The following is a 16,142-nucleotide window of genomic DNA, read 5'->3' on the forward strand; positions in this document are numbered from 1 at the left end:
ATATCATTCCGATCAATTGAATTGTGAGCAATTTAATTGCCTACTATGTTTATCTCTCTTTCCACCTTGTTGAGGCACTGCCATGAGCAACAACCTGCTGAGCATCCCTTGCACCACCATCAAGGGTGAGCAAAAGACCTTGGCCGATTTCGCCGGTAAGGCCATCCTGGTGGTCAACACCGCCAGCAAATGTGGCTTCACCCCGCAATACAAGGGCCTGGAACAGCTCTGGCAGCAGTACAAAGATCAGGGATTGGTGGTATTGGGCTTCCCTTGCAACCAGTTCGGCAAGCAGGAACCCGGTAACGAAGGCGCGATTTCCGAGTTCTGCGAGCTGAACTTCGGCGTCAGCTTCCCGTTGTTCAAGAAGATCGACGTGAATGGCAGCGATGCGCACCCACTGTTCGTGCAGCTTAAAAAACAGGCCCCGGGCCTGCTCGGCTCCAAAGGCATCAAGTGGAACTTCACCAAGTTCCTTATTGGCCGTGACGGCCAGATGGTCAAACGTTTTGCCCCGACGACCAAGCCGCAGGACCTGACCCAAGAGATCGAAGCTCTGCTCAAATGACCGTTTCCCTGGCGCTCGACAATCAGTTGTGCTTCAAGCTCTACGCGGCCTCTCGGGCCGTGACCCGTGCCTACAAGCCGATGCTCGATGAACTTGGCCTTACCTACCCGCAATACCTGGTGATGCTGGTGTTGTGGGAATGGCACGCCACAGCCCAGGCGCAACCCACGGTCAAGGCCTTGGGCGAGCGGCTGATGCTCGACTCGGGCACGCTGACGCCGCTGCTCAAGCGTCTTGAGCAACTCAAATGGGTCAAGCGCCAGCGCAGCACCAAGGATGAGCGTGAAGTGCATCTGAGCCTGAGCGAAGCCGGTGTGCAATTGCGCGATCAGACCCACACCCTCAAGACGCAACTGTTGTGCGACAGCGGCATCGATCTTAACCAGGCTGACGCCCTGCGCGATGGTCTGGACCAGTTGCTGGGGCAGATCAGAGCGGTGTCGTCTTCGGCACCCACAGCTCCAGCAGGCCGCTGAGTTCCTCACGACGAAACGGTTTGGCCAGGTAGTCATTCATACCTGCCGCCCGGCAACGCTCGCGTTCTTCGGACAGCGCGTTGGCGGTCAATGCGACGATGGGCAGGTCCGGCCAGCGCCCGCTGCGACGGATCTGCCGGCTGGCCTCGTAGCCGTCCATCACCGGCATGTTGCAGTCCATCAACACCAGGTCGAAGCGTTGTTCCTCGAGAAACTTGAGCGCCTCACCCCCATGGGCTGCGACGATCACCTCACACCCCAGTTTGCTGAGCATGCCCTTGGCTACCAGTTGGTTGACCGGGTTGTCCTCCACCAGCAGGATGCGCGCCCTGTGCGCCAGGGGCGCGGCTTCCATCTGAACCGGGTCGAGCATTAGTTGTGCGTCGCTGCGCAAGTTGCGTTGCAGGATCTGATACAGCGCATTGCGGCTCAGCGGGCGTGCCTGTTGTTGCAGCGGTGCGAGTGCGGCGACTTCTTCGCTGGGCATGAAGTTGCCATAGGCAGTCACCAGCAGGATCGGCGCGGTGATGGGGGGGCGTAGGCGAAACAGGCATTCCGGGCAGTCAGTGATCAGCAGGTCCGGGGTTTGCCCGCTCAAGTCATCGTCTTGCGAATAGCAGCGGAGTGTCAGCCCCCAGTAGGGCAGCAGGGTGCTGAGCAGTTCTGTCAGGCCACTGCCGGCACTGGTAATGGCGATCACTTCACCCTTGAGCGGTGCAGGTTGCACGGCGGGCAAATGGATGGGCAGTGGCAGGTCTGCGCAGAACTGGCTACCAAAGCCCACTTCCGAACTGATACTCAACCGGCCTTTCATGGCTTCACACAGGTTGTGCGTCAGCGCGAGGCCCAGGCCCGTGCCGCCGAACTGCCGTGTGATACCGGCACCGGCCTGGGTGAACGGTTGGAATATCTTCACCTGGGCTTCCTGTGCAATGCCGATGCCGGTATCACAGACCTCGATGCGCACCCGGCCCTCCAACGCAATGAGGCGCACATCCACCCGGCCGAATCGCGTAAATTTGAGGGCGTTAGACAGTAAGTTGCTGACGATTTGCCGCACGCGAGTCGGGTCGCCCAGGACTTGGGCCGGAAACTTCGGGTCGATCAGGCAGCTCAGCTCCACGCTCGGCGCCGCGTTCTGCGACAACAGGTTGGCCGTGTCTTCCACCAGCGAGCCCAGGTCGAACGGGATGCGCTCCAACTCCAACTGGCCAGCGTCGAACTTGGACAGGTCGAGAATATCGTTGAGCAACTCCACCAGCACCTTGCCCGAGTCATGGGCGATCGACAGTTGCTGACGCTGTTCGGGATTGAGCGGGCTGTCCAGCGACAGGGCGATCATCCCCAGCAGGCCGTTCAGCGGCGTACGGATTTCGTGGCTCATGTTGGCCAGGAACGCCGCCCGTGCCTGGGCCATGCCCAGTGCATGCATCTTCGCCGCTTCCAGTTCATCGTTGGACTGGCTCAGCCGCTGGTTGCTGGCCTTGAGCTCCAGGGTGCGGGCCGAAACGATGTCTTCCAGTTGCCCCAGGTACTCGGTCAGCCGATCCTCGGCGTGACGGCGTTGCTGGATTTCCGTTTCCATGTTTTCGAATTGCTGGTTGGCCACGTTCACCAAGACGCCGATTTCGTCGTTTTCGTGGCCGGGCGGGCAATCCAGGCGGGCCTGTCTGCGGTTGCTCAGCTCGCGGATGATGCGCACCAGCGGTTGAGTCAACATCACATAGAACAAGCCCAACAGGATGCCGGTGAGCAACAGGCTGCGAACGAAGCCATTGAGCAGGGTGATTTCGGCACGGCGCAGGAAGCGACCGCCAAAGGCATAGGTGTCCACATCCAGGCGCAGCACGCCGAGGGATTCGTTGGGCATGTGGCTGAGAAACAGCCGGTCTTCGAACTGGCGGTTGGCCCCAAACAGGAAGTCACTGAGGGGCCGATAGGTGCTTTCTTTGCGCGGGCGGTCGACATCGGCCAATACCACGCCGTTGTTGTCGACCAACTGCGCATGAATGATAGCGGGGGAGTGCAACAGGCCCAGGGTCAGTTCCTGGGCCAGTTCGGCGTCGATGTTGTAGGCGATGCGTGAAGCGGGGTTGTGGCTGATTTCGATCAGCGAGCGAATTTCACGGTTGATGGATGCGTCTTCGCTGGCATAATCAATGCCGATTTGGATCAGGCTGAGCAAGGTTCCCAAGACGAAACCGACCAGCACAGTCAATCTGGCTTGTTTATAAGACAAGCGGTGGGCGAACTTGATATCCATCGAGTGTTGAACCACTTCACGTTTCCCTTCGCCCGGCAAGCATAGCTGAACATCCACAGGCTCTGGCTTACCCGGCATGAATCGTTTTTTTACGCAGCCTCGTGCGGTCTGCCGCAGGGTTGCCAATACGCCATCTTTTGCAGGAACTTGCCAGAGGAATAATTGTGGATTCTCGATTGAGTGCCTTTCTTGAGCGGGCCGATGCAGTGCTCGCCCGCCTGGAACCCCTGTTGCCCGCGCCCCGCCAAGCCATCGACTGGAACCAATGCCTGGCTGCCCGCTGGCAGCGTGAAGGCCGCAGTGGTTTCTTGTTGCCGCTGGACGTAAGCCTCGACATGCGCCTGTCCGACCTGATCGGCGTTGACAAGCAACGTGAAACACTGGCGCGCAACACCCAGCAATTCATCGACGGCCTGCCCGCCAACCATGCACTGCTGTGGGGGTCCCGTGGTACCGGTAAATCGTCGATGGTGCGCGCCTTGCTCGCCCAGCACGCCAAGGCCGGCTTGCGCTTGATCGAAATCGAGCGCGACCACCTGGCGGACCTGCCGCGAGTGGTCGAGCAACTGGTCAAGCTGCCGCAGCGGTTTATCCTGTTCTGCGATGACTTGTCGTTCGAAGCCGGTGAGGGTGATTACCGCGTGCTTAAAAGCGTGCTCGACGGCTCCCTCGAACAGGCCCCGGAAAACGTGCTGCTGTATGCCACCTCCAACCGCCGTCACCTGGTGCCGGAGAACCAGAGTGACAATGACAACTGGAAGCGCGTGGATGGCGAGTTGCACCCAAGCGAAGCGGTGGAGGACAAGATTGCCTTGTCCGACCGTTTCGGTTTGTGGTTGTCGTTTTATCCGTTTACCCAAGAGCATTTCCTGGACGTGGTGGAACACTGGATCGGCGAGCTGGCGACCAAGGCGGGTTTGCAGTGGCAACGCGATGAAGCCCTCGACATCCTTGCGGTACGCTGGGCAACCGGGCGCGGCAACCGCAACGGCCGGTGCGCGTACCAATTTGCCCGTTACTGGGTGGGCCTCAAATTGCTGGAGCGTCAATCATGATCGATCTAAACAGCGCCGGTACTGGCCTTGATGGCTATGCCATGCTCTGCGCGCAACTGGAGTCGTTGCTGGCCGATGAGCGGGATTTCATCGCCAACAGTGCGCAGTTTTCGGCTTTCCTGTTCAATCAGTTGGACGACCTGAACTGGGCAGGCTTTTACCTCAACCGTAACGAAGAGTTGGTGCTCGGCCCGTTTCAGGGCCAGATCGCCTGCGTGCGTATACCGTTCGGTCGTGGGGTGTGCGGCGCGGCAGCGGCGACGCGGCAAACTCAGCGGGTGGAGGATGTGCACGAGTTTCCAGGGCATATTGCCTGTGACAGCGCATCGAACAGCGAGCTGGTGGTGCCCCTGGTCAAGGACGGCAAGCTGATTGGCGTCCTTGACCTCGACAGCCCTTCGCTCGCACGCTTTACCCTCCAGGACCAGGAGGGTATTGAACAACTGGCGGCGATTTTCCTGCGCTTGACCCACTGCTGATCATGTAAGGGGCCTCTCGCGCCCCTTATTGGCTACGCAGCTTTTGAAGCTGCGTCTGCAGCATCCTTTCCAACTCCAGCATGAGCTTTTCCAGGGACTTCATTCCTGTTTCGATCAGCGCCCGGTCTTCGCCGCGTGCACAGGCCTGTTCAATGATTTCACACTGCTCGGCCAGTGACGTTGCCTGTACGATACGGGCGGCGCCCTTGATCTTGTGGGCCTGCTCGATGATGTCCTGAGGCGAGGCGCACGCGGCTATCAACGCGACCAGTTCCTGGCGATCATGCTGACTGCTGCTCAACAGTTCCTCCAGTAAACGCAAGCTCAGCTGTGGATCGCCACCGGTCAGCGCCTCGAAGTTGCCGAGGTCCAGGTGCAGGTCGGCAGAATGAGAGGTGATCTGCGCCAGTTGCCGCTCCAGCGCCGTGAGGCTGATGGGTTTGAACAGACAATCGTTCATGCCCGCTTCGGCACAACGTTGTTTCTCTTCAGGCTGGGCATTGGCGGTAAAGCCCAGCACCACGCACGGTGCCAGTTGCTCACGTGCTTCGTATTCGCGGATCGAACGACTCAGCTCATAGCCGTTCATGATGGGCATATTGCAATCGGCGATGACCAGGTCGAAGCGCTCCTGGCGCCAGGCCTGAAAACCGGCTGCGCCGTTCTGGGCGGCGGTGAACTGGTGGCCCAGGTAACCCAGCTGTTGGCACATCAGCAAGCGGTTTGCAGGATGATCATCCACCACCAATACATTGAGTACCGATGTGGTTGCCGGCGCCTCGGGTTTCAGCTCATCCGTTGCCTGTTCCGGCGGCAGGCGCGTCATGTTGAGGCTGACATGTACCTGGGTACCTACCATGGGCACGCTGTGCAAGCTCAGTTGCCCACCCATCATTGCGCACAGGCTGCGGCAGATCACCAGCCCCAGTCCGGCGCCGCTCCTGGCCAGTTGCCCAGAGTTGTCGGCCTGGGCGAAGGGTTCAAACAAGCGCAATTGATCATCCCTGCTGATACCTATTCCGGTGTCCTCGACCACCAGCTTCACCGCTACCTGTTGGGCCATGTCTGTAGGCAATACCTCTACCTTGATTTTTACCTGGCCACGCTCGGTAAACTTGATGGCGTTGCTGACGATGTTGGAGAGTACCTGCTTGAAACGCAGCGGATCGATCAGCACTTCGATGTCATGGAGGCTGGGGTTGAACTCAAGAGACAGGCTGAGGGTTTTCTGGCGTGCCAGACCGTCGAAGACACGTACCACCGACTCAATCACCTCGCGCAGGTTGACGCGCTCCGGCGCCAGGCTCAGGCGGCCGGACTCTATGCGCGCTATGTCCAGGATATCGCCGATCAGTTCAAGCAGGTCCTTGGCTGAGTTGTACGCGACTTCGATGGCCGGGCGATCAAGATGGCCCTGGTCGGCTCGCTTGAGGGTCAGTTCCAGCATGCCGATCACCGCGTTCATCGGTGTGCGGATTTCATGGCTCATGGTGGCGAGGAACGTGCTCTTGGCCCGGTTGGCTTCGTCGGCGCGCTCTTTGGCGGCGCGAATTTCATCGAACAGTTGGCGCCGTTCGCTGATGTCGATCCAGCCCCCGATGATTCCCTGTACCTCGCCAGTGGAGTCGCGGTACGGCAGGATCCAGTGGTAGATCGTCAGTTTCTTCCCGCGAATATGCAGGGTGCGATCCAGAATCATCGGATTGCCTTCGGCCATCACCCGCTGGTAGTCGGTATGGTATTGCGTCGCCTCTGTTTCAAGCGCCGTGCTCATCTGAATGGCGCTTCTGCCGATCACGTCTTCACGCTTGACGTCGAACACCTGCAGGTAGCTGTCATTGCACGTCTGCAGTAGACCTTTACGATCGCGTACGTAGATGGGGTGTGGAGTTTCGTTGACCAGTGCGCGCATGAATTCGAACTGATCATTGAGTGCGCGCTCGGCCATCTTGCGATGTCTGATCTGGCGGCGCATGTAAGCATTCCAGGTCAGGGAGATCAGCAGCAAAAGCCCGGTACCGATGACGATGCGGGCGATCAACTGGTGATAGTTGCGCCAGTAGCTGTCGGAGGCGGCGGTGTAGCCTCGCCAGCGGCTGTTGATGACGCCCAGTTCATCCGGCGCGATGCTCAGCAGGGCCTTGTCGAGAATCGAGCTGAGTTCGGTGGCGCTGCGTGATGTCGCCAGGGTGAACAGGGCGGGAAAGGTGCCGATGCTGGTGCTGATTTGCAGCTTGTCCTGGAACACCTGGGATGACAGGAAGTAATTGGCGACGACCAGTGAGTTCACCGCGCCTTCCACATGCCCTTGGGCTAGCAGTTCCGAGGCCTTGAAGGTATCGCTGGCGTTTACCAGTTGGACCGCTGGAAAGTCGCGGCGCAGGATGGGTTCCAGAGGGTTGCCCGGTGTGATTGCCAGCCGCATGCCAGCCATCTGCTCCAGGTTCGCGGGTGCATCGGGCGCTTTGCGTGTCAGCAGCACGTAGGAGTTTTCCAGGTAAGGTCGGCTGAAATTCAGCTGCGCTTCCCGCTCGGCGCTGGGCACGATTGCGCCGATGATGTCGACCTTGCCGGCGCCAACCTGTTCGATCATCGTGTTCACGTCACGCTCGCGCTGGATCTCGAAACGCAGCCCGGTGCGCAGGCGAACCAATTCCAGCAGGTCGGCGGTGATCCCGCGAAAATTGCCTTCGGCGTCGAAGAACGTCAAAGGGGCGAAGGTTTCGTTCACGATCACTTTGACCACGGGGTGGTCTTTCAACCAGCGCTCCTCGCGTTGGGTCAATTGCAGCTTTTGGTCGGTCAGCAAGATATCGCTGCCCGCGCTCCAGCGCTTGCTGATCGTTTCCCGTTCATTCATCGGTACTGCGGTCAGTACCGCGTCGACGATACTCAAGAGGGTGCGTTGATGCTGGGGCATGGCGAAGCTGAACCCATAGGCTTCGTGTTTGCCAAAGTTGGCCATGCGGATGTTTTTCAGGTAGCCCTTGTTGATCATGTAGTGGGTGGAAATGGTATCGCCGAGAAACACATCCGCCTGGTCGAATGCCACCGCATTCAGGGCATTTTGGTACGAAGGGTAGGCGCGGATTATCGCTTCGGGGTACAGCTTTTCTACCTCGTCCAGAGGCAGGTAGTGGTAGACCAGCGCCAGACGCATTCCGGCCAGGCCATCATTCAGGCTGAGGGTCTCACCTTCGCGGGTGACCAGTACCGGCTGGTCTACTGCATAGGGTTCGGACAGTGTGAGGTTAGGGTTTGCTGCCTCGAAGCCGTTGGAGGAGCCCAGCAAATCGACTTCCCCCGCTTCAACGGCACGAATGGCGGCCTCTCGGGAGGGATAACGCACTACTTTCACCGGCAAGGCCAGCGCCTTGGCCAGCAGGCCGGCGTAATCGGCGGTGAGCCCTTCATAGTCGCGACCACTGGACGTAAGGTCGAAGGGCGGGTAGTCAGGTGCAGCAGTGCCTAGTATCAATTCTCGCTTGTTTTGCAGCCATTGGCGTTGGGCCTTGTTCAGCTGGACGTCCAGTTGGACCGAGCCTGCACGGCTCAATAGGGTGAAATGCTCCGGGCCCGTTTGATGGTTCGCGAGTACGGAGGTGCCGAAGCACAAGCCGACACTCAATATAATCAGATAGTCCTTTATACGCCTGGGCATCCGCTTTCTCACACTAGCGCGTTTCGTTTTGCCATCTCGATAAGTTCTACCAAGGATTTGGCTTGAAGTTTTTGCATCAGCCGTTTCTTATAAGTGCTTACTGTTTTGTTACTCAGAAACATACCTTTTGCAATTTCCTTGTTGGTGCGGCCCTGTGCAAAAAGTTGCAATACCATTAGTTCCCGGTCGTTGACGGTCTTGAAGAGTTCAAGTTCCTGGGATTCGATGCCGTCTGCACCGCTGGTATTCAACGCCTGGCTGGGAAAATAGTTGTAGCCGGACAACACCGCGCGGATAGCGCTTAACAACTCACTCAGGTCGCCTTCCTTGCACACGTAGCCATCGGCGCCCGAGCGCATGCAGCGTGTGGCAAACAAGGTCGGAGACTGGGCTGTCAGGATCAGCGTTTTCATCGATGTATTCATTGCGTTGAATCGACAGAGCACCTCGAGTCCATCCAGTTTGGGAATACTGATGTCGAGGATAATCAGATCGGGCAGGCACTCGCGGACCATTTGAATGGCGTCGCACCCGTTATCCGTTTCGCCGACCACTTTGTAACCTTCGTGTTCCAACAACATTCGGATGGCAAGCCGTATAACCGGATGGTCGTCGATGATAAAAACTGAGTTCATAATCACGTTCCGTGCAAGTGCAAATAAAGCGGGCACATTAGCTCAGAAGAGGAGGGAGGAGCATGAGCTCAAGAGGGAGCAAGTATAAAACAGGAAAAATCCTACCTTGAAAAAGGTTAGTTCCTACGGGTTGCTAAGGCTTTGTGAAGTGATGTGTCAGTAATTTTGGCTGAATGAGATAAATGCTACTGCTATGGGTTTGACGGATATAGCGCAGATATTTTTCGTCGGTCCATTATGTTTAAAGTCCTACATTTTTAACTCAAGTAAGGGACAGATCAAACGTGCAAGTTCGTCTTTGTTCAGTGGCTTTGATAAATAGCCCAGTAAGGGCAGGCCACGAGCCTCGGCTTGGGTCATAAGGTTGGCGAGTTCCGCCACGGGTAATCCGCTCAGCAAGATGGCGTTCGTAGTAAAACGTCGGCGGCTGGCGATTTCAATCAACTCGAGTCCAGGCAGGTCTGGCAGGCATTGGTCGCACAAGATGATATCGAAAGGTTTCTCGGCCCGAGACATCAAGCAGATTGCCTGCTCTGCGTTTTCGGCCGGGGTCAACTGTGTGAAGCCGAAGCTTCTGAGCAGGCATTGGGTGGCCAGCAGTTGGAACGGATGATCCTCCACCAGCAGGATACGAAGAAGGTAACTGGGCATTGGGGGCACACGGTGAGTCAAGCGTCTATGAAAAGCGCGTAGGAACAGTTCGCTTGTGGCGCCCAGCGCTTGCGTGATTATTCATCGGGTGTTTGTGCGAATTCGATCAGGCCACTCTGTTCCCTTCGTAGGTAGATTCCTTTCAGGGAACAGGCAGCTTGATCGTAGCCGCTATTGAGGGCTGGAACGCCCCGTCATTTCCCGCGCCATTTCAGTGGCATAGCTGTCGGTCATTCCAGCGATAAAATCGATCATGCGCAGGAATGAAGCGTGCAGCGGCCACTGAGGATTGGGGGCATTGTTGCCCAGCAGGTCGAGAATGCGCCGGTTCTTGAATGACGGCGTGCGCCCACCATGCTGCTCCAGCGCTGCGCCGCAAAAGGCGTTCAAGAGAATTTCCAGTGTGGTATAGGCACCAATTTCATGCAGTGTCTTGCGTTTATCCTGGAAGATCTTCTTGCGTGCCATGTCCTTGGCGTCCAGTACGCAGCGTTTGGCCGGGCCGTGCATGTGTTCCACCAGGTCGCCGGGCAGGGTGCCGGCAAGCAAGGCATCCTGCTGTTCGACGAAGGCGCTCGCCGCAGCGTTAGTCAAATGCTCGATGGCCTTGCCCCGCAGGATCGCCAGTTTGCGTCGGCGGGAGTCCTGCGCGCCGAGTTGACGATAGGTCTGTGGCAGGTCGTCGCCCACAAGATTGAGCAGCAGTGACTCGACTTCGGCGTATTCCAGCAACTCCATTTCCAGGCCGTCTTCCAGGTCGATCAGCGCGTAGCAGATGTCGTCCGCCGCTTCCATCAGGTACACCAACGGGTGCCGGGCCCAGCGTTGTTCTTCGAGTTGCGGCAGGCCTAGCTTGTGGGCGATCTGTTCGAGGATCGGCAGTTCGCTCTGGTAGCAGCCGAACTTGTGTTTCTTGTAGCCCAGGGAATCGGCATGGCGGGCGGTCCACGGGTATTTCAGGTAAGTGCCCAGGGTCGCGTAGGTCAGGCGCGTACCGCCGTCGAATTGGTGGTATTCCAGTTGGGTCAGTACGCGGAAGCCTTGAGCGTTGCCTTCGAAGTTGAGGAAGTCATTGCGCTCGGCGCTGCTCATGTCGTCCAGCCAGCCGCGCCCCGCAGCCTGTTGGAACCAGTGGCGGATGGCGTCTTCGCCGGAGTGCCCGAACGGCGGGTTGCCGATGTCGTGGGCCAGGCAGGCCGATTGCACCACCATGCCCAGGTCGCTCGGGTCGCACCAGTCGGGGAGGGCGCTGCGCAGGGTTTCGCCGACGCGCATGCCGAGGGAGCGGCCCACGCAGCTCACTTCCAGGGAGTGCGTCAGGCGTGTATGGATGTGGTCGTTGCTGGAGACCGGGTGCACTTGGGTCTTGCGGCCAAGGCGACGAAAGGCGCCAGAGAAGATAATACGGTCGTGGTCTTTGTGAAACGGGCTGCGCCCCAGTTCTTCCGGGCTGTGCAGCGGTTTGCCAAGACGTTCGCGAGTCAGCAGGGTGGGCCAATCCAAGGCGGGTACTCTCCGTGCGGTGAATGACCCGCCCAGCTTCCCGGTTCAGCGCGGCCTGGGCAAGCGAAAATCTATAGCCTGGCCGCTTCGATATCGATTAACAGCAAACGCTGACCGTTATCGAAGAACTGTCCGGCGGTAAGGCAATACTGATTAGTGGTCGCGTCGCGGTAGGTCGAGGACAGGGTCAGGCGCCGCTCCTCCCAACCCTCGGCCAACAGGTGATAGAAATACGGACGCCAGGACCAGTTATGGCCCAGGTAGCGGCTGTCGGCCTGCCAGGCGTCCTGGCGCCATTCGAAGTTGGGTGTCAGCTGTGTGCCATGCCGGTCGCACTGGTAGAAGCGCAGCAGCCACGGGAAAGCCGGCAGTTGCGGCAGTTGGCTCAGCGGCGCCTGTACCTGGGCCCAGGTTTGCAGGATGTTCATCAGTTCAGCCAATTGGTGACGTAGTTGCATGAAGCGGTCGCGCTCGGCCAGCTTTTGTTGAACGTACGCCGTGCGCAGTTGGGCAAAACGTGGCACGAAGGCGTCGGTGGCGAACCAGTCCAGTTGCGCCTGGGCAAACAGATAGCCCTGCACATAGCGCGAACCGCATTCCAGGGCGAAACTCAACTGCGCGTCGGTCTCCACGCCTTCGGCAATGATCCAGCACCCGGTCTTCTCGGCCATTTGTGCCAGCGCACGCACCACTTCGCTGCTCGGCCCACCTCGGGCGGCGTCCTGGAACAGGCGCATGTCCAGTTTGAGAATATCCGGCTGCAACGCCAATACCCGGTCGAGCTGGGAGTACCCGGCGCCAAAGTCATCGATGGCGATGCGCGCGCCGGCTTCGCGATAACGCGCCACTACGTCGGCCAGGCGCTGGATGTCGCCGCCCAGCTCGGTGATCTCGAACACGATGCGCCGTGGGTCGACGTCATGGTGGTGGATCTGCTTCAGGCTCGGCAGGGCTTGGCCCGGTCGCAGACGGCTGATCCAGCGCGGCGAAATGTTCAGGCTCAGGAACCAATCTTCAGGGGCTTCGTGCAAGCGGCTTAACGCATTGTCGCGAATCTGCCGGTCCAGGCGACGCAAGGTCGCGCCCGGCGTACGCGGGTCGGCGAACAGTAGGCCCACGGACTGCAGGTGACCGTCAGCCTGGCGCAGTCGGCCAAGGGCCTCGACGCCAGCAATGCGGCCGGTAGCGGTGTCGATAAACGGCTGGAAGCAGGCGAGCGGTTGCCCGTCGATCACGGGGCCTCCTTAACATCATTGACAAAAAAGGCCCGGCCCTCGAAAACGAGGGCCGGGCCGATTCTGTTAGCAAGAATGCAGCCAGCCGGCTTCAACTTTTACGCGACGAGCCCTGCATGGCCAGTTTGATCAGCGGAATCAAACCCGCGCCGAGGCGTACCAAGCGCGTCAGGCTACTGATACCGCCGCCCTTGGCGCCTTTGCCGGTCAAGAAGCCCATCAGCGTCACGGCAGCCACGCCCCACAGCGGCGCGTGCTTGATGCCCAGGCTGTCTTGCCAGTGGGTACCCAGGTTGCGCACCTTGTTCAAAGGCAGCATCAATTGCTGGGACTCGTGGCGGATCTCCTGGCGGTGCATTTCCATGCGCAGGCGTATCAACGCCTTGCGCATTTCCCGCCGCGACGTGTTTTGAGGCATTTCAGTCATGCTCATGGCAACAGGCGCTCCCGGTCATTGGCCAACTCTTCGAGGGTCGCGTGGAACGGCGTGGACTCATCGAACACCGCCGCTTTCAAACGCACCCCGCAGAACGCGGCGGCCAAGGTGTAGAACACACAGAGGCAAATGATCCCGGTCAGACGGTAGCCGGTGTCCCATACCAGGATCATCACCAACGTCGACAGCCCCACCAGCAACAGCAACGCAAATACCAACGCCAGGCCGGCAAACAGCAGCAGGCTGACGGTGCGGGCCTTCTGTTCCTGCAGTTCGATGCCAAACAACTCGACGTGGCTGTGCAGCAAGCCCAATACGGCCGCGCCCAGACGCCTTGAAGTAGTGCCCGTGGACGAGCCAGTTTCGCCGATAGACATGATTAGCGCCTTGTGGCCAGCAGGCCGATCAAAAAGCCCACGCCGGCGGCAATGCCCACCGACTGCCACGGGTTAGCTTGCACGTAATCTTCGGTCGCGATGACGGCCGCCTGGCCGCGCTCGCGCAGGGAATCTTCGGTTTGCTTCAGGGTTTCGCGCGCCTGTAACAACGAGTCATGAATTTTCGCTCGCAACTCGTCAGCCTGGTCGCCCGCCAGAACTTTGGTGTCGTCCAGCAACCGTTCGGTGTCAGTCACCAGGGTTTGAAAATCCGCCATCAATATTTCTTGAGCAGTCTTTGCAGTTCTTCTGGCCATGGTTATCTCCGTGATTGGCTGATCTGTACGTTTTCGAGTCACCGGCTCCGGTGAAGGTTCAGTGCAATTGAGTGGTACAGCTTTTGCTTTGCCTTGGTGCGCAGGCCTCGAGGCTTGCGCTGAATCTGGGCGGTCGGGCAGGAAGCCTTGAAAAACCTTACCCTAAATAACTGAAATTCGCGGAAAAACCCTATCGGCAACGGCTTGTTTGTGTTGATCGCTGCGCTAAAGCGGTTCACGCCCTCTGGAGAGGGAGGATCGGTGGTGCCAACTTAGTGCGCGCAACCTGCGCTTGAACCGTTTTGGTGCTTTTTGCCTTTATTGCAGGCCTGCCAACTTCCATGGAAAATTTGCAAAGTGCAGTGGACACACTCATCCATAGCTCCAACACCCTGTTTATCCTGATCGGCGCGGTCATGGTCCTGGCCATGCACGCCGGCTTCGCGTTCCTGGAAGTCGGTACAGTACGCCAGAAGAACCAGGTCAATGCCTTGTCGAAGATCCTCAGTGACTTCGCCATCTCTACCCTGGCCTATTTCTTTATAGGCTATTGGATCTCCTATGGTGTGAGCTTCATGCAACCGGCGGGGGTGATCAGTGCCGATCACGGCTATGGCCTGGTGAAGTTCTTCTTCCTGCTGACCTTCGCGGCCGCGATCCCGGCGATCATTTCCGGGGGCATTGCCGAGCGTGCGCGGTTTGCTCCGCAGCTCTGTGCGACGGCGTTGATCGTGGCATTTATCTACCCGTTTTTCGAAGGCATGGTGTGGAACGGCAACTTCGGCCTGCAAGCTTGGCTCCTCGCGACCTTTGGCGCCAGCTTCCATGACTTCGCCGGCTCGGTGGTGGTGCATGCCATGGGCGGCTGGCTGGCGTTGGCGGCGGTATTGCTGCTTGGCCCGCGCAACGGACGCTACCGCGAAGGACGTCTGGTGGCGTTTGCACCGTCGAGTATTCCTTTCCTGGCGCTGGGCTCGTGGATTCTGATTGTCGGCTGGTTTGGCTTCAACGTGATGAGCGCGCAAACCCTGAGCGGCGTCAGCGGCCTGGTAGCGGTCAATTCGCTGATGGCCATGGTCGGCGGCACGGTTGCGGCCTTGATCATTGGGCGCAATGACCCGGGCTTCCTGCATAACGGGCCGTTGGCCGGGTTGGTGGCGATCTGCGCCGGTTCCGACCTGATGCACCCGGTGGGCGCGCTGGTCACCGGTGCCGTCGCCGGCGGCTTGTTTGTGTGGTTCTTTATCGCGGCTCAGGATCGCTGGAGGATCGACGATGTGCTGGGCGTGTGGCCCTTGCACGGCCTGTGTGGGGTCTGGGGCGGCATCGCCTGCGGCATCTTCGGCCAGACCGTGCTGGGTGGCCTGGGCGGGGTCAGCCTGATCAGCCAGTTGATCGGCACCGCCCTCGGTGTGCTGGTGGCGCTGGCTGGCGGTCTGCTGGTGTATGGCGTGATCAAGCGTGTTACCGGGCTGCGTCTGAGCCAGGAGCAGGAGTATTACGGCGCCGACCTGTCGATTCACAAGATCGGCGCGGTCAGTCAGGATTGACCGGCTTGTCTGCCGGTCGATAAAACCCATGCAGCAAGCGGCAGCGGTTTTGTCGCACTTCATCGACCCGCGCCTGGACCTTCGGGTCTGGCAGGCCCTGCAGGATCAAGGCGTGGACGGCGAGCATCAGGATCGGCACTCCGCAGCCCAGCACCTGCAAGCTGTGGAGTGGGGGGGCAAGCCCGCTCGCCACAGGTTTTCGTCAGGCTTAGAATGTTCACCTACTTTCTGATCGGGTGCTTTCGTCATGCTTCCTGAATGCCAGTTGCTCGGCACCCTGGGTTGCCATTTGTGTGAGATTGCCGAAGCCGAAATCATGCCGCTCGTCGAACACGGGTTGCTGGTGGAACTGGTGGATATCACTGAGCCCGAAGACCTGACCGAAGCTTACGGGCTACGGATTCCGGTACTTCGCCGGGTAGATACCGGGGCGGAACTGGATTGGCCTTTTGACACACAACAGGTGGTAGCCTTCCTTCGATGAGTGTGAACCGATGGCGGGCTTCTGAATATTACGTTACTGTATGTTTGTACAGCGATTGAATAGAGGGAACGCCCGTGGTGAATGTCGAACAACTGAAAAGCAGCGTCAATCGCATGTCCGCCGACGTCGTGCGCGACGCGGTGAACGAGCTGCGCCTCGATGGCCTGGTCACGGAAGGCAAGACGCCATTTAACAAAGTGCATTTCAATACCTGCTTTGCCGAGATCGAGGCGCTGTTTCAGCGTGCCGGTTACCACAAGCAGCTGGATGTGGTGGGTTATCAGGGCCTGTTGTACGCGTTGTACGATCCAGGCCGCTGGGAAGCGGTGGACGTGCTGCGCTGGCTCAAGGAGTTCACCGAAGCCGCCAGTGCTTCGCCGATCCTGCGGGCGGAGTTGGTCAAGGCCTGAATCCGCCCTAGGCCCAATCCCGCTCCATGCGGGATAATGCCC

At 59.1% G+C, this 16,142-nt stretch carries 17 protein-coding genes; 7 read left to right on the plus strand and 10 right to left on the minus strand.

The window, feature by feature from the left end:
- Window positions 1-82: 82 nt before the first annotated feature.
- A complete protein-coding gene (locus LVW35_RS08395; RefSeq protein ID WP_038841948.1) occupies window positions 83-568 on the plus strand; it encodes a glutathione peroxidase in 486 nt (161 codons plus the stop codon).
- Entirely contained in the window at window positions 565-1,044 is a 480-nt protein-coding gene (locus tag LVW35_RS08400; protein WP_233894778.1) for a MarR family winged helix-turn-helix transcriptional regulator, read from the plus strand. The genes LVW35_RS08395 and LVW35_RS08400 overlap by 4 nt, the downstream gene beginning before the upstream one ends.
- On the opposite strand, the gene LVW35_RS08405 is transcribed toward LVW35_RS08400, so the two are convergent.
- On the minus strand, window positions 998-3,307 hold the full coding sequence (locus tag LVW35_RS08405; protein WP_233894780.1) for a hybrid sensor histidine kinase/response regulator: 2,310 nt from the start codon (window positions 3,305-3,307) through the stop codon (window positions 998-1,000). The two genes, LVW35_RS08400 and LVW35_RS08405, sit on opposite strands and share 47 nt — an antisense overlap.
- A gap of 164 nt (window positions 3,308-3,471) precedes the next feature.
- Between LVW35_RS08405 and LVW35_RS08410 the strand changes: the two genes are divergently transcribed.
- A complete protein-coding gene (locus LVW35_RS08410; protein WP_233894782.1) occupies window positions 3,472-4,362 on the plus strand; it encodes an ATP-binding protein in 891 nt (296 codons plus the stop codon).
- Window positions 4,359-4,841, plus strand: coding sequence for a GAF domain-containing protein (locus tag LVW35_RS08415; RefSeq protein WP_233894783.1), 483 nt, complete (start codon window positions 4,359-4,361; stop codon window positions 4,839-4,841). Before LVW35_RS08410 ends, LVW35_RS08415 begins: the two co-directional genes overlap by 4 nt.
- A 25-nt stretch (window positions 4,842-4,866) precedes the next feature.
- On the opposite strand, the gene LVW35_RS08420 is transcribed toward LVW35_RS08415, so the two are convergent.
- The 8 genes from LVW35_RS08420 to LVW35_RS08455 all read right to left on the minus strand — a co-directional run bounded on the left by LVW35_RS08420 (window position 4,867) and on the right by LVW35_RS08455 (window position 13,656).
- Window positions 4,867-8,502, minus strand: a complete 3,636-nt coding sequence (locus LVW35_RS08420; protein ID WP_233894784.1) for a transporter substrate-binding domain-containing protein — start codon at window positions 8,500-8,502, stop codon at window positions 4,867-4,869.
- An 8-nt stretch (window positions 8,503-8,510) separates the two neighbouring features.
- The gene (locus LVW35_RS08425) at window positions 8,511-9,137 is read right to left on the minus strand and encodes a response regulator transcription factor (protein WP_233894785.1); all 627 of its coding nucleotides are present in this window, start codon (window positions 9,135-9,137) and stop codon (window positions 8,511-8,513) included.
- A 249-nt stretch (window positions 9,138-9,386) separates the two neighbouring features.
- The gene (locus tag LVW35_RS08430; protein ID WP_233894786.1) at window positions 9,387-9,788 is read right to left on the minus strand and encodes a response regulator; all 402 of its coding nucleotides are present in this window, start codon (window positions 9,786-9,788) and stop codon (window positions 9,387-9,389) included.
- A 171-nt stretch (window positions 9,789-9,959) separates the two neighbouring features.
- Window positions 9,960-11,291: a deoxyguanosinetriphosphate triphosphohydrolase gene (locus LVW35_RS08435; RefSeq protein WP_099492409.1), complete on the minus strand. Its 1,332-nt coding sequence runs from the start codon at window positions 11,289-11,291 to the stop codon at window positions 9,960-9,962.
- Window positions 11,292-11,362: 71 nt separating this feature from the next.
- A complete protein-coding gene (locus LVW35_RS08440; RefSeq protein WP_233894787.1) occupies window positions 11,363-12,526 on the minus strand; it encodes an EAL domain-containing protein in 1,164 nt (387 codons plus the stop codon).
- A 91-nt stretch (window positions 12,527-12,617) separates the two neighbouring features.
- Entirely contained in the window at window positions 12,618-12,959 is a 342-nt protein-coding gene (locus LVW35_RS08445; RefSeq protein ID WP_233894788.1) for a hypothetical protein, read from the minus strand.
- Window positions 12,956-13,339 (minus strand): phage holin family protein, encoded by a 384-nt coding sequence (locus LVW35_RS08450; protein WP_033901397.1) that lies wholly within the window; start codon window positions 13,337-13,339, stop codon window positions 12,956-12,958. The genes LVW35_RS08445 and LVW35_RS08450 overlap by 4 nt, the downstream gene beginning before the upstream one ends.
- 2 nt (window positions 13,340-13,341) lie before the next feature.
- The gene (locus tag LVW35_RS08455) at window positions 13,342-13,656 is read right to left on the minus strand and encodes a DUF883 family protein (RefSeq protein ID WP_233894789.1); all 315 of its coding nucleotides are present in this window, start codon (window positions 13,654-13,656) and stop codon (window positions 13,342-13,344) included.
- Window positions 13,657-13,997: 341 nt separating this feature from the next.
- Here LVW35_RS08455 and LVW35_RS08460 point away from each other — a divergent pair, with 341 nt between their 5' ends.
- Complete coding sequence (locus LVW35_RS08460) at window positions 13,998-15,206, plus strand: ammonium transporter (RefSeq protein WP_233894790.1); 1,209 nt, start codon at window positions 13,998-14,000, stop codon at window positions 15,204-15,206.
- Here the strand turns inward: LVW35_RS08460 and LVW35_RS08465 are convergent.
- Window positions 15,193-15,333, minus strand: coding sequence for a hypothetical protein (locus tag LVW35_RS08465; RefSeq protein WP_233896568.1), 141 nt, complete (start codon window positions 15,331-15,333; stop codon window positions 15,193-15,195). The genes LVW35_RS08460 and LVW35_RS08465 overlap by 14 nt on opposite strands.
- A 120-nt stretch (window positions 15,334-15,453) precedes the next feature.
- On the opposite strand from LVW35_RS08465, the gene LVW35_RS08470 reads away from it, so the two are divergent.
- Together LVW35_RS08470 and LVW35_RS08475 are read left to right on the plus strand one after the other, a co-directional pair.
- Window positions 15,454-15,690, plus strand: a complete 237-nt coding sequence (locus tag LVW35_RS08470; RefSeq protein WP_233894791.1) for a glutaredoxin family protein — start codon at window positions 15,454-15,456, stop codon at window positions 15,688-15,690.
- A 74-nt stretch (window positions 15,691-15,764) separates the two neighbouring features.
- Window positions 15,765-16,100: a transcriptional regulator gene (locus LVW35_RS08475; RefSeq protein ID WP_090407222.1), complete on the plus strand. Its 336-nt coding sequence runs from the start codon at window positions 15,765-15,767 to the stop codon at window positions 16,098-16,100.
- Window positions 16,101-16,142: the final 42 nt, after the last annotated feature.

Origin of the sequence: Pseudomonas sp. HN11, from assembly GCF_021390155.1 — a bacterium.
Lineage (GTDB): Bacteria > Pseudomonadota > Gammaproteobacteria > Pseudomonadales > Pseudomonadaceae > Aquipseudomonas.